We start from the raw sequence: 12936 nt of genomic DNA, 5'->3' as shown, positions 1-12936 counted from the left end.
CACGTCCAACGGCCGTTTCCAGGTCAAACCGTGGACGGGTTTTTTACGTGAACGGCGGCGATTGCTCCAATCATCAACTGGCTGGTTCTCGCCCCGGCATCGATATGGCCGCGGGCGCGGTCGCCCAGGAATGAGGCTCGCCCCTTGGTGGCAATCATATTGCGGGTGGATTCGCAGCCTTCCGCCGCCAGGCGGTTGATGGTCTCCACAGCCTGCGGCACGCCCGAGGATTCTCGTGCCGCCTGTTGCAAGGCGTTCGCCACGGGGATCAAGACATCGAGCATGGTTTTTTCGCCCAGATCGGCCTTGCCCCGCTGTTTCATTGCTTCTACGCCCTGGCCGAAAGCTTCGGCCAGGTTCGGCAGGTTCATGGCTTTATCCTTCATCGCCTTGCTCATGGCTAGGAAGAAGGTGCCGTAGAGCGAGCCGGAAGCTCCGCCCACGCTGCTCATGAGACTCATGCCGATTTTCTGGAAGGCGGCGGACCAGTCCATCCGCTCGAGCTGCTCCGCCAAGGACTCCAGTGCGGCCAGGCCGCGCTGCAGGTTGGCGACATGATCGCCGTCGCCGATCGCCTGGTCGAGCGCCGCGACTTCCTCGGCGTGTTCGCGAATGACGGCATCGGCAGCCCGGATATAGGTCCTGATTGGGTTGGTGCTTGCTGACATGGGATTGCTCTTCGGGTTGTGTGGAGTTACGGATAAGCGGCCAAGTCTCGACGAGCCGTCCATCACAGGGTAATTTAGGCGCGCCTCGATCGGCAATCCTTAATCGAGAATCGATCTTATGACACTCAACGACATTCGCGCCTTGATTATCGATATGGATGGCGTGCTCTGGGAGGGTGATCGCCCGATGCCCGGATTGGTGGAATTTTTCGAGAGCTTGCGCACACGCGGAATTCGGTTTGTTTTGGCAACCAATAATGCCAGCAATACGCCGGAACAGTATGTCGCCAAGCTTGCCCGCATGGGCGTCGGCGTCGACCGGGAGCAGGTGATCGGATCCGGTCTCGCCGCCGCGCTGTATCTCAAGCAACATGCCCCGCCCGGGGCCAAGGTGTTCCCCATCGGCGAGGACGGCGTCTGCCGGGCTCTTCTTGAAAACGGCTTTCGCCTGGCGGAACTCTATGAAAAGGATGCCGATTATGTGGTCTGCGGGCTGGATCGCACGCTGTCCTGGGACAAGCTTGCCACCGCCACGCTGAACCTGCGCGCCGGGGCCAAATTCATCGGCACGAATCCGGATACCTCGCTGCCGACCGAGCACGGGCTCACCCACGGCAACGGCGCCGTGCTGGCGGCCTTGCAGGCGGCCACCGGCGTGGAGCCCACCATCATCGGCAAACCCGAGCCGATCATGTATCGACTCGCGATGGAGCGTCTCCAGGTGCCGCCGGAACAAACCGTGGCCCTGGGCGATCGCCTGGATACCGACATTCTCGGCGCGGTGCGTGCCGGCATTCGAAGCATTCTGGTGCTGTCGGGCATCTCCACGCGGGCGCACCTGGCCGATCTCGACTATGCGCCGACCTGGATCATGAAGGATATTCGCGACGTCATCGAAGCGATTCAATAAAAAATCAATCAGCACAGGCCGATGGCTGTAGTAGGTCGGCAACCCATTGCCAAAAGATTTCAACCTTGAGGAGAACACGATGTCCTTGTTTCTGGATTCAGCCCTGCCGGCCGACGCGCGCCAGGCGATGGCGCTCGGCTTCGTCGCCGGAATCACCACGAATCCGATCTTGTTGGCGAAAGTCGACCGCACGCCGGAGGACGCGATCGCCGAACTGGCCGACATTTGTCCCGGTCCGGTTTTTTATCAACTGACCGCGCCGACGGTGGCCGAGCGCGAAGCGGAAGCCCGGCGCTTTTTGGCTCTGCGGTCCAATGTCGCGCTAAAGATCGGGATGACCGCCGAAAATTTGGTACTGGCCGCGAAATTTGCGAGAGAAGGCGTCAAGGTCGGCATGACGGCCAGTTACGGCGCCGCGCAGACCTATCTCACCTGCGAGGCGGGGGTCGCATACTCGATTGCTTACGTGAACCGCAGCACGCGCTTGCAAGGTGACGGTACGGCGCTGGTTTCGGAGATGCGGGCGGTGGTCGATGCCTGCGACACGACGACCACGATCCTGGTCGCGAGTCTCAAATCCGCAAGCGAAGTGGTGCAGGCCGTCATCGCGGGAGCCCATCACGTCACCATTCCTTTGCCCCTGTTGCTCGAAATGGGCGATCATCCCTTGTCCGATCAGGCTATCGAGGAGTTCGGACGTTCGGTCCGTAATGGCTGAGATTGGCCGAGCGCCGGTCGCCCCGGGACCGCGCCCGGCAGAAATTCGGTGATCGCTTCAGGCGATCGGCGCTGATCCGCAGGTGCGGGATTCTTGGTACCTATAACAGATTCGACGGCCGTTTCGAGGTGGATTCGGTGCCGGTATTCTGATCGTACGGCGGTGAATCCTGCGATTTCGCCAAGCGCTCGCAAACTTTCAGTGCAACCTGGCGCAGAGCATAGGTCCTGGCGAAAACCATGTGTCCATTCGACCATGCCACGACGCGGTATCCTTCCAGCGTGCAATAGAGCTCGACCGAGATATCCGACTTGATCATGGTAACCCGCACCCGAAGTGCCGATAAGAACGATGGTGCAGCCGGGGATGATTGGGGTCGAATCGGCCGAAACCGGCTCTTTCCAGTACTGCCTAAGCAGGGCTTACGACCCCGAAAACACCTCCGCCCGAATCCGCTGAATTTCGTCGCGCAGCCGTGCCGCTTTCTCGAAATCGAGGTCGCGGGCGTGGGCGTACATCTTTTCTTCGAGCTGCTTGATCAGCTTGGCCGCCTCCGCCGGTTTCACCGCGTTGTAGTCGGCGCCTTGTTCCGCCACTTTGGCCAGTTTCTTTTTCCCGGAACTCGATTGCAAGGCGCCCGGTATCGGTACTTCCAGGATGTCTGTCACACGCTTCGAGATGCCGGTCGGGGTGAGCCCCGTGCGCTTGTTGTAGTCGATCTGCTTGGCTCGACGGCGTTCGGTTTCTTCGATCGCCCGCTGGATCGAGCCGGTGACCGTGTCCGCATAGAGAATCGCCTTGCCGCGGAGGTTGCGAGCGGCGCGGCCGATGGTCTGAATGAGCGAAACGGTAGACCGCAGGAAACCTTCCTTGTCGGCGTCGAGGATGGCGACCAGCGAGACTTCGGGGATGTCCAGACCTTCCCGCAGCAGGTTTATACCGACGAGCACGTCGAACCGACCGAGCCGGAGGTCGCGGATGATCTCGACGCGCTCCACGGTTTCGACGTCGGAATGGAGGTAACGCACGGCGATGTCGTGCTCGAACAGATATTCGGTCAGATCTTCCGCCATGCGCTTTGTCAGCGTGGTGACCAGCACGCGTTCGCTGCGGGCGATGCGCTCGCGGATTTCCGAAAGCAGGTCTTCCACCTGGCTCAGGGCCGGGCGTATTTCCACCTCGGGGTCCACCAGGCCGGTCGGCCGCACCACTTGCTCGATGATGGCTCCGGAATGCTTGAGTTCGTACGGTCCCGGCGTCGCCGAGATGTAGATACGCTGCGGCGACCTGGCCTCGAACTCCTCGAACTTGAGCGGCCGGTTATCCAGCGCCGAGGGCAGGCGGAAACCGTATTCCACCAGCGTTTCCTTGCGCGAGCGGTCGCCCCGGTACATGGCGCCGAGCTGAGGAATGGTGACGTGGCTTTCGTCGATCACCAGTAAGGCATCGGCCGGCAGGTAATCGAACAGGGTGGGCGGCGGTTCGCCCGGCGCGCGGCCGGAGAGATAGCGCGAATAGTTCTCGATGCCCGAGCAATAGCCGACTTCCAGCATGATTTCGAGATCGAACAGCGTGCGCTGCTCCAGGCGCTGGGCTTCGACCAGCTTGTTGAGCGAGCGCAACTCTTCCAGGCGCACTTTGAGATCGGCCTTGATCTGGTCCACCGCTTCCATGATCTTTTCCCGCGGCGTCACGTAATGGGTTTTCGGATAAACGGTATAGCGTGCGATGCGGGAAATGATCTCGCCGGTCAGGGGATCGAACAGGGACAGCCGTTCGATCTCGTCGTCGAACAGCTCGATGCGCAGCGCTTCCTTTTCGGATTCCGCCGGAAACACGTCGATCACATCGCCCCGCACCCGGTAGGTCGCGCGGCGCAGCTCGGTTTCGTTGCGGGTGTATTGCAACTCGGCCAGCCGGCGCAGGATCGTCCGCTGATCGGTCATGTCTCCGCGCACCAGGTGCAGCACCATGCTGAAATAGGAGGCGGGTTCGCCCAAGCCGTAGATCGAGGAAACGGTCGCCACGATGACGGTGTCGCGCCGCTCGATCAGGGCTTTGGTGGCCGACAGGCGCATTTGCTCGATATGCTCGTTGAGCGAGGCATCCTTCTGAATGTAGGTGTCGGACGCCGGAACGTAAGCCTCGGGCTGATAGTAGTCGTAATAGGAAACGAAGTATTCCACTGAATTCTCGGGGAAGAACTCTTTCATTTCCCCGTAAAGCTGGGCGGCCAGCGTCTTGTTCGGCGCCAGGATCAGCGTCGGGCGCTGTACCGTTTGGACGACGTTGGCGACGGTGAAAGTTTTTCCGGAACCCGTGACGCCCAAAAGAGTCTGGTGTAACAAGCCGTCGGAGAGTCCTTCGACCAGTTGCCGAATGGCTTCCGGTTGATCGCCCGAGGGCTTGAACCGGCTATACAGATTGAAACTTTTTCCCTTGGTGGGATTCAGGGGCAAGGTTTCATCGAGTATCATTTTTTGTGGCATTGCGCTTGACCCATTTGATCAATCTTTAACTCGACACAATGAATATCAAACTCTCCGACCGCGTTCAGTCGATCAAACCCTCTCCTACCTTGGCCGTGACCGCGAGAGCGGCCGCCATGCGCGCCGCCGGCAAAGACATCGTGGGCCTCGGAGCCGGCGAGCCGGATTTCGATACCCCCGAGCATATCAAACAGGCCGCCATCAAGGCCATTCAGGACGGGTTCACCAAATACACCGCGGTCGACGGCACGCCGGGCCTGAAGAAGGCGGTGATCGCAAAGTTCAAGCGGGAAAACGGTTTCGACTACGACGTCAAGCAAGTGTTGGTATCTTGCGGCGGCAAGCAGAGCTTTTACAACCTGGCGCAAGCGCTATTGAATCCGGGCGATGAAGTCATCATTCCGGCGCCGTACTGGGTGTCCTACCCCGACATGGTGCTTTTGGCGGGCGCCATTCCCGTCATTATCGACGCGCCGCAATCGCAGAAGTTCAAAATCACGGCCGCCCAGCTCAAGGCGGCGCTGACGCCGAAAACCCGGCTGTTCGTCATCAACAGCCCGTCCAACCCGACCGGTATGGCGTATAGCGAGGCGGAACTCAAGGCCCTGGGCGAGGTGCTCAAAGACCATCCCGACGTGGTGGTCGCCACCGACGATATGTATGAGCACATCGTGTGGCAGGCCGGCAGCTTCCGCAATATTCTGAACGTCTGCCCGGAGCTGTACGATCGCACCGTGGTCTTGAACGGTGTGTCCAAGGCCTATTCCATGACCGGCTGGCGCATCGGCTATGCGGCGGGACCGGCCGAGCTGATCAAGGCGATGACCAATATCCAGTCGCAAAGCACTTCCAACCCGACCTCCATTTCCCAAGTCGCCGCCGAAACCGCCCTGAACGGCGATCAGTCCTGCATCGGCGAGATGGTCAAGGCCTTCAAGGAACGGCATGATTACGTGGTGAGCGAGTTGAACGGCATTGCCGGCGTATCCTGCCTCGAAACCGACGGGACCTTTTATGTGCTGCCCAACGTGCAGGGCGTGATCGATCGTATGCCGGGAGTGTCCGACGATCTGGCTCTTTCGGAGCGCCTGATCGAGCACGGCGGCGTTGCCGTGGTCCCGGGTTCGGCATTCGGTGCTCCGGGTCACGTGCGCCTTTCCATCGCCACCAGCATGGCCAACCTTCAGAAAGCCATGGAACGATTGAAGACGGGTTTGACTTAATTCATGGATTTCGTGCGCCGGAAGCGGCAAGGATGCTGCTTCAAAAGCGCCCGGGCTTTCACTTTCCAGAACTCCGCCGGCAATAGCCGGACCGCCGCGGTCGGCCATTCAGTGGGCCGATGGCGCGCGGCGAGGAGGGACCTAAGCGTGTTAACATCGGGCTAAAGATGCGGATGGGCCGGCAAGGGTTGCCGGCGGCCGGTTGTGGGTGTCCGCTGAACGGAATCTAGCCGTCTTGATGGAGATAGGACTCTCGTCATGGTTCACCGCAAGTTCTCGCCCGTATCGGCGTATACTCTCGCACTCGCCGTGACGGCTGTCGCGGCATTCGCCGTATCTATCCTGCGGCCGTCGTATCAAGGGACGATATTGCTGCCGTTCATGCTGCCGGTCATGATCGGCGCGCTTTTCGGCGGACTGGGCCCAGGGTTGCTGGCGACCTGTCTGGGCGCGATGCTGGCCACTTATCTTTCCATGCCGTCGGTCGCCGCGATCGGCATCAGACCCTCCGCGGAATGGATTCCGCTGGGTGTCTTTGTCCTGGTCGGAGTCGCAACCACCCTCGTGGTCCATTTACGGCTGGCCGGGCTCGCGCGACACGGGGCGCTGGTTCGACAGCAACTGGACCTGGAGTCGTTCAGGCGCAGGCAGGCTGAACAACGGCTCGCCATGGAGCGCGATCGCTTGGCCATGACGTTCGCCAGTATCGGCGATGCGGCCGTCGTTACCGATCCCGAGGGGCGCATCGAACTGTTCAATCCGCCGGCGCAATCGTTGACCGGCTGGCCGGAGAAAGAAGCCCGCGGTCAGCCTCTGGAAAACGTATTTCGCATCGTCAACGAGCAAACGCGCAAGCCGGTCGAAAATCCCGTCGCAAAGGTCTTGCGAACGGGGGCCGTCGTCGGACTCGCGAATCATACGGTTCTGATCGCCAGGGATGGGCGCGAGGTACCCATTAGCGACTGCGCCGCACCCATACGCGGAACGGACGGCCAACTCCTGGGCGTGATTCTGATTTTTCGGGACGATACGGACAGTCGTCGCGCGGCGGCGGCTCTGCGGGAATCCGAGACCCTTTATCGGGCGATCGGCGAGTCGATTCCCTTCGGTGCTTGGATTTGCGAACCGAACGGCGATGTCCGCTATTTGAGCGATTCGTTCCTGCAAATGACGGGTATGGCGCTGGACGAGCACGTACAGGCCAACTGGGCGTCGCGGGTGCATCCGGATGACCTGCAGCCCATCGTGGACCATTGGAGTCACTGTGTCAAAACCGGCAGTTTCTGGGATTGCGAATATCGAATCCGAAGCGCGGAAGGTCCTTACCGATGGATTCTTAGCCGCGGTGTCCCGATTCGTAACGCCGAGGACAAGGTGACGGCCTGGGCGGGCATGAATCTCGACATTACCCAGATGAGGCAGCTTCAGGATGAGCTGATCCGCAAGACCGAAGAATTGACCGCCGCCGATCGGCAAAAGGACGAGTTCCTGGCGACGCTGGCCCACGAAATGCGAAACCCGCTGGCGCCGATCATGAGCGCGGTGCAAATCCTGTATCGGACAGACGGCACCGGCCCCCAGTATGCGTGGGCGAGAGATGTGATCGATCGGCAGACCAGGCACCTCACCCGGCTGGTCGACGACCTGCTGGACGTGTCCCGCATCAGCCGCGGAAAGGTCACCTTGAACAAGCAGCCGCTGGAACTGGCCGCCATCGTCAACCATGCCATGGAAACCAGCCGTCCGCTGATTCAGGCTCACGGCCATAGTATTAGCACGTCGCTGCCTTCCGAGCCGGTCTGGATCGAAGGCGATCTGATCCGGATCGCGCAAGTCGTATCGAATCTTCTTAATAATGCCGCCAAGTACTCCGAGCCGAATCGACAGGTTTGGCTGACGGCAGCCAAGGAAAACGGGCTGGCCGTCATCCGCGTACGGGATGCCGGTCTCGGGATCAGCCCGGAGGTGTTGCCCCGGATTTTCGATCTGTTCGCCCAGGCCGACCGTTCCCTGGACCGCTCGAAAGGCGGGTTGGGCATAGGACTCAGCCTGGTGAAAAAATTGGTGGACCTGCACGGCGGCAGCGTCGAGGCGAAAAGCGAAGGTATCGGTAAAGGTTCGGAATTCATCGTCCGGCTGCCGTTGCTTTCGGATGGCGCCACGGAGCCGTCGGCGGTCAAGCCGGCGGCTGCGGGCGACGATCAAGTCGAACAACACGCCGCCCTGCGGGTGCTGGTGGTCGACGATAACGCGGATGTCGTCGAAGGTTTGTCTATGCTGCTCGAGCTGGAAGGGTGCGAGGTCGAACGGGCGGCGGAAGGCCCTGCCGCGCTCGCCATCGCGCAGAAATTTGCACCGGATGTGGTTCTGCTGGACATAGACCTGCCGGTAATGGACGGTTGCGAAGTGGCGCAGAAGCTGCGCGTCATACCCGAGACCCGCCACTCCTTGTTGCTCGCCATCAGTGGCTTCGGCCGGGATCAGGATCTCAGCCGCTGCATTGCGGCCGGCTTCGATCACCATTTCGTCAAGCCGGTAAGACTCGAGGACATCATCCGCTTGATCGCGGAACATCGTGTGGTGAAACCCGATTCCGAGTCGTCCGTCAAAACCTCGAGCTGTCAATAATCCTGAAAACGGCGGTTGACCGCTTAAATCGCGCAGCAACGCCGCGGGGAGTCCGGACGTCGTCCCTTCCACCGATGTCACCGCTTGGGTGAAGCCGCTACGTACCCGATGGCACGGCGGGCGGGCCACCCGGCGGCGTTGCTCCCTCTAGGCAATGTCGGTAGGCAATCCCTTGCCGACGTAGACGCTCGGCCGGAGCAGGGCGTCGGGAAGGGATTCCCGACCTATACGGGGTAGCAAGGTCGTAGTCCGCAATCCGTTGCCGACGAACCCTCTATCCCGCCCGCCGCGCACTCGAGAACATCCAACTGCCGTTTCCGGGGTCACGGCAAATATTTGATCAGCCGGGCACGAATCCGCGTCAAAGGAACGGTGTTGATTCCGCCGGCCAGATGTCCGCCGATGTTTCCGCCGGCGAACAAGATAACGACATCGCCGTAATGGTACGGCGGGCCGAAGACGACGGCGTCGGCGCCGGCCGTCTTGGCCCGATCGACGATTGCGGCAACCGACTCTTGATCGGCGCGGGCGGTAATATCCGCGATTTCGACGAATTTTCGCGTCTCCGGCCAGGCGTCCAGAATGTCGACCTCGGCCGTGGGGGCATAGGTCCGGCCGGTCAAGGGTTCCACGCTCAGCGTCGGCGCGCACCCGGTCAGCGACAAGATCGCAATGACAAGTAGATACTTCATGACAGAACCTCGCGTCCCTGCGAAGCTTGGGCTTCGTATCCGCATTGAATGCCGTGAAATGAGACCGCCTTCCATCATCCTTGGTGAAAAGCGGCAGAAGAACTTCGCGTCCTACAGTTGGACGCGGCGGGAACGCAGGGGTTCCTGATCACGGTGGCGAGCGGTTAAGCCGGTGAGGTCCCGCAACGCCCGCGAACCCGTACAGCGCCAAGGCGGCGATCATCAGCCAGAACTGTCCGACATGAATGGCCAATAAGGTCGCGAGAATGGCCGCGACAACCGATGCGCAGCCGTTGATTCCGAACGCCCAGGGAATCAGACGTTCCGCTTCGGAGGCGAGCCGAGTGAGGCCGAGCGGAAACGGCATGCCCATGAAAAACGCCAGCGGGGCGATCAGGAATAAGACGACGATCACTTTGGCGGGAGCGGGAAGAGCGATGGATAGCTCGAACAACGGTGGGAGCACCAGGAAATAGACGGCCGAGACGCCGACGATCGCTTTTACGGCCCGAATGATTGGTGCGTCGGCCTGCCGTGCGGCAAGGCCTGCCGCATATCGGCTTCCCATCCCGGCGAAGATCAGAAATCCCGCAAGGACGACGGCTACGGCATAAAGGGGATGGCCCAAGTAAAGAATGAATTTCTGTATGTAAACGATTTCGGTGAACATGAATGCCAGGCCGATCGCAAAGAAATAGCCGAACACCCGGTATCGCAGGGCTCTTGCGATGCCGCCGCCGTCCCGAGGCATCAGGACTCCGAGCGGCGCGAGGATCAGCAGGGCACTGATGAGCGCCGACTGCAGCAGGGTTGCGAGCAGGATCGGATAGCCCATGTCGAGTAGCGAAAGCCCGCCCGAGCCTTTCAGCTTGAAGGCTTCCGGCAGGAGCGTCCATTTGAAGAAATGAAAAAAATACGGCCGGTCGTCGGTGGCGGGACGGACATCGAACTTGTAGCGCCGAGTGAACGATTCCCGCCCGGGGCCAAGCAAAGCCGTTGCTGCCTCGAAAAGATAGTCTTCTTTGAGGCGGTTATGGATGTTGGTGTGCTGCGCTTCGATACCGGGAAAGTAGGCCAGGTCGAAGGAGCGCTGGTCGCAGAACCGGCGCAAGTCAGCGACTTCCAGGCCCGAAATTTCGCCGTTCTTGATCAGGAGCGTGCTGGTTTGCCAGCCGCGGATCCAGATCAGGCGCCGCTCCGGAGCGCTCGGGCCGGAGCCTGTCAGCGCATCGACAGCCGTGGCGAACAGCTTGACTTCGTCGCGGGGCGGCAGGCGGACCCAGCGGGTAATGGCCAGAAAGCCGTCGGCCTTCAGGTGCGCCAGATAGGTTTTTAGAGCCTCCACCGTATAGAGATAGCTTTCGTTCAGCGCATACGATCCCGCCGACGAGGTGTTAAAGGCATCCAGCAGGGCGATCTGGATCAAGTCGTACCGTTCCGTGGAAGCGGCGGTGAAACTTCGAGCTTCGGCCGCATATACCCTGACCGACGGATGATCGTAGACGCGCCCCGCGAATGCGGCAAAATCGCGGGACACCAGATCGATCATTTGCGGATTGAGTTCCACGGCACTTATGCGTTCTGCGTCATGGTAAATCGCCTGGAGCACCTCGCTGCCCCCGCCCGCCCCCAAAACGAGGACTTTCGGCTTGGGCGGCAGCAAGTGATAGGGCAGAGCGGACGGCACGTAATCCAGAAAACCGAGACTGTTTTTGGTTCCATCCCAGTGGTTGATGGCGCTTATGCCGTCGCCGTCGCTAAAAGCCGCCAGTTGCTCGGGCACGGGCACCTCGCTGTTCAGGCTGAGGCCCGGCGCATGGCGGAACGGAACCTCGGGGCTGCGTACCACGCTGAGCAGGCCGAGCGGACTGGACCGTTCCGCGATTCGAGCCGCCCCGGCGACCTTGAGCGCCTGGGACAGACTCTTGTATTCCACCGGCCGCAGTTCCGCGCCGGTCCAGTGAACCAGGAGCCACAGGGCGGGAATGGCGGCGACCAACGGGATGATCGGTTTGCGGGGACGCATCGCCAGGGCGAGCCAGGCCAGGGACGCTGCGGCAAAAGCGACACCGCTCGCAAGAGCCAATGCGGTTAACGGAAACACCCGGAACAGCAGCAAGATGACGGCCAAGGCACCGATTCCCGCGCCGGAGAGATCGGCCGCATAAGTGCGCCCGATCGTCGTTTTGTAGCGCTGGAAGGTCAGGCCTATGCAATTGGCCGCGAAGAAGAAGGGCGGCGTCAGGATCAGGTAAATCAGGACCAGATGTCCCCACTCGCGCGGACTCCAGAGGATTTCCAGCGCATTGAAGGGCACCCGCTGCGCGGCCAGAAAGCACAAAATCGCACTCAAGCCGAACGAGGCCGCATTGACGACGAATGCGACGCCGAAACGCGGCAGCAGAAATCCGCGGGCGAGGGCCAGAAACGTTCCGCTCGCGCCATAGCCGAGTAGCGCCAGGCTGATCATCATATAGGCGAAGTGATGCCACTGGATGATCGAGAACAGGCGCATCAGGAGGATTTCGTAAACCAGCGCCGCAGCGGAAAGCAGGGAAACCGAGAACAGAAGCAGCCGGGGTGGACGGGTATCGAGCGCGAGCCTCTCGCTATCGCGGGAGACGTGGATTTCGGAACTGCCCATGCCTAATGAGTGCCGGTCAGAGGCACGAACTGCACCGGCACCATCTGCCGGGTCGCAACCTTTCCCTGCGGGCTCTTTTCCACGAGCACCAGGAATTGCGGCAGAAACTGGCTGCCCACGGGAATGATCATGCGTCCGCCCGGCTTGAGCTGCTGCACCAGCGGCGGAGGAATCTGGGTGGGGGCGGCAGTGACGATGATGGCATCGAAAGGCGCATGTTCCGGCCAGCCGTAATAGCCGTCGCCGGTCTTGGTCTCGACCTTGGCGTAGCCCAGCCGGTTCAGACGTTCCGTTGCCATTTGGGTCAATTCCGGCACGATCTCGATGGAGTAGACCCGCTCGGCCAATTCCGCCAGGACCGCCGCCTGATAGCCCGAACCGGTGCCGATTTCGAGCACGCGGTCGTCCGGCTCGACCCGCAGCAGATCGGTCATCAGGGCCACGATAAAAGGCTGGGAAATGGTTTGTCCGTAACCTATCGGAAGCGGCCGGTTCGCATAGGCGACATCGTGCAAGTCTTCGCTGACGAACTCATGGCGGGGGACCTTGTCCATGGCGTTCAGAACCCGGCCGTCCAACTCGGCTTTGCCGATCTCGCTGCTGACCCAGCGGGTTTCACGGCGGATTTCATCGATCAGTGCCCGGCGTTTGGCGGCGTATTCGTCGGCGCGAACCGACAAACCCAAGAGTCCGATGCACAGCAGGGCAGCCAAGTAAGCTATGCGTTGGATGAAAGACATCGCGGGCATGGGCGGACCTCCTCCTGGTGGATCCTCTAGCGCGATCATATCGCGTTAGAAAGGACTTGTGCGCCAGGATATCCGCGAACCCCGAGCGATTCGGTTCGAAAACCTTCTCCGTGACCGGGATTGCGTCGGGCTCGAATATTCAGCGACGGGGGTGATATGGACGAGCGGAAAGACCCGCAAAATGCCGGCCCGAACGGCACAATACCGTTCGGGCC

10 protein-coding genes are annotated in these 12936 nt (G+C 61.0%); 4 read left to right on the top strand and 6 right to left on the bottom strand.

What is annotated here, in order from left to right:
- Positions 1-23: 23 nt before the first annotated feature.
- Entirely contained in the window at positions 24-668 is a 645-nt protein-coding gene (dhaL, locus tag sS8_RS13510; protein WP_119630086.1) for a dihydroxyacetone kinase subunit DhaL, read from the bottom strand.
- A gap of 118 nt (positions 669-786) precedes the next feature.
- Here dhaL and sS8_RS13505 point away from each other — a divergent pair, with 118 nt between their 5' ends.
- Together sS8_RS13505 and sS8_RS13500 are read left to right on the top strand one after the other, a co-directional pair.
- Complete coding sequence (locus tag sS8_RS13505) at positions 787-1578, top strand: HAD-IIA family hydrolase (RefSeq protein WP_119630085.1); 792 nt, start codon at positions 787-789, stop codon at positions 1576-1578.
- Between the two features lie 79 nt (positions 1579-1657).
- The gene (locus sS8_RS13500) at positions 1658-2296 is read left to right on the top strand and encodes a transaldolase family protein (RefSeq protein ID WP_119630084.1); all 639 of its coding nucleotides are present in this window, start codon (positions 1658-1660) and stop codon (positions 2294-2296) included.
- Between the two features lie 100 nt (positions 2297-2396).
- Here the strand turns inward: sS8_RS13500 and sS8_RS13495 are convergent, their stop codons facing one another.
- Positions 2397-2615: a hypothetical protein gene (locus sS8_RS13495; protein WP_119630083.1), complete on the bottom strand. Its 219-nt coding sequence runs from the start codon at positions 2613-2615 to the stop codon at positions 2397-2399.
- A gap of 103 nt (positions 2616-2718) precedes the next feature.
- Positions 2719-4773 carry an excinuclease ABC subunit UvrB gene (gene uvrB, locus sS8_RS13490; protein WP_119632778.1) on the bottom strand — a complete coding sequence of 685 codons (2055 nt, stop codon included), beginning with the start codon at positions 4771-4773 and terminating at the stop codon, positions 2719-2721.
- Between the two features lie 50 nt (positions 4774-4823).
- Here uvrB and sS8_RS13485 point away from each other — a divergent pair, with 50 nt between their 5' ends.
- Together sS8_RS13485 and sS8_RS13480 are read left to right on the top strand one after the other, a co-directional pair.
- Positions 4824-6008 carry a pyridoxal phosphate-dependent aminotransferase gene (locus sS8_RS13485; protein WP_119630082.1) on the top strand — a complete coding sequence of 395 codons (1185 nt, stop codon included), beginning with the start codon at positions 4824-4826 and terminating at the stop codon, positions 6006-6008.
- 258 nt (positions 6009-6266) lie between these two features.
- Complete coding sequence (locus sS8_RS13480; RefSeq protein ID WP_119630081.1) at positions 6267-8636, top strand: PAS domain-containing hybrid sensor histidine kinase/response regulator; 2370 nt, start codon at positions 6267-6269, stop codon at positions 8634-8636.
- Between the two features lie 323 nt (positions 8637-8959).
- Here sS8_RS13480 and sS8_RS13475 read toward each other — a convergent pair whose 3' ends face one another.
- The 3 genes from sS8_RS13475 to sS8_RS13465 all read right to left on the bottom strand — a co-directional run bounded on the left by sS8_RS13475 (position 8960) and on the right by sS8_RS13465 (position 12721).
- The gene (locus tag sS8_RS13475) at positions 8960-9328 is read right to left on the bottom strand and encodes a hypothetical protein (RefSeq protein ID WP_119630080.1); all 369 of its coding nucleotides are present in this window, start codon (positions 9326-9328) and stop codon (positions 8960-8962) included.
- Positions 9329-9476: 148 nt separating this feature from the next.
- Positions 9477-11972: a spermine/spermidine synthase domain-containing protein gene (locus sS8_RS13470; RefSeq protein WP_232020300.1), complete on the bottom strand. Its 2496-nt coding sequence runs from the start codon at positions 11970-11972 to the stop codon at positions 9477-9479.
- Positions 11973-11974: 2 nt separating this feature from the next.
- Positions 11975-12721: a protein-L-isoaspartate(D-aspartate) O-methyltransferase gene (locus sS8_RS13465; protein ID WP_232020299.1), complete on the bottom strand. Its 747-nt coding sequence runs from the start codon at positions 12719-12721 to the stop codon at positions 11975-11977.
- Between the last annotated feature and the right edge of the window lie 215 nt (positions 12722-12936).

Source organism: Methylocaldum marinum, assembly GCF_003584645.1.
GTDB lineage: Bacteria > Pseudomonadota > Gammaproteobacteria > Methylococcales > Methylococcaceae > Methylocaldum > Methylocaldum marinum.
This window is presented reverse-complemented; position numbering and strand designations above follow the sequence as displayed.

Coding starts and splice junctions, on each gene's coding strand:
- dhaL (WP_119630086.1), bottom strand. CDS start 668: ATGTCAGCAAGCACCAACCCAATCAGGACCTATATCCGGGCTGCCGAT.
- sS8_RS13505 (WP_119630085.1), top strand. CDS start 787: ATGACACTCAACGACATTCGCGCCTTGATTATCGATATGGATGGCGTG.
- sS8_RS13500 (WP_119630084.1), top strand. CDS start 1,658: ATGTCCTTGTTTCTGGATTCAGCCCTGCCGGCCGACGCGCGCCAGGCG.
- sS8_RS13495 (WP_119630083.1), bottom strand. CDS start 2,615: ATGATCAAGTCGGATATCTCGGTCGAGCTCTATTGCACGCTGGAAGGA.
- uvrB (WP_119632778.1), bottom strand. CDS start 4,773: ATGATACTCGATGAAACCTTGCCCCTGAATCCCACCAAGGGAAAAAGT.
- sS8_RS13485 (WP_119630082.1), top strand. CDS start 4,824: ATGAATATCAAACTCTCCGACCGCGTTCAGTCGATCAAACCCTCTCCT.
- sS8_RS13480 (WP_119630081.1), top strand. CDS start 6,267: ATGGTTCACCGCAAGTTCTCGCCCGTATCGGCGTATACTCTCGCACTC.
- sS8_RS13475 (WP_119630080.1), bottom strand. CDS start 9,328: ATGAAGTATCTACTTGTCATTGCGATCTTGTCGCTGACCGGGTGCGCG.
- sS8_RS13470 (WP_232020300.1), bottom strand. CDS start 11,972: ATGGGCAGTTCCGAAATCCACGTCTCCCGCGATAGCGAGAGGCTCGCG.
- sS8_RS13465 (WP_232020299.1), bottom strand. CDS start 12,721: ATGCCCGCGATGTCTTTCATCCAACGCATAGCTTACTTGGCTGCCCTG.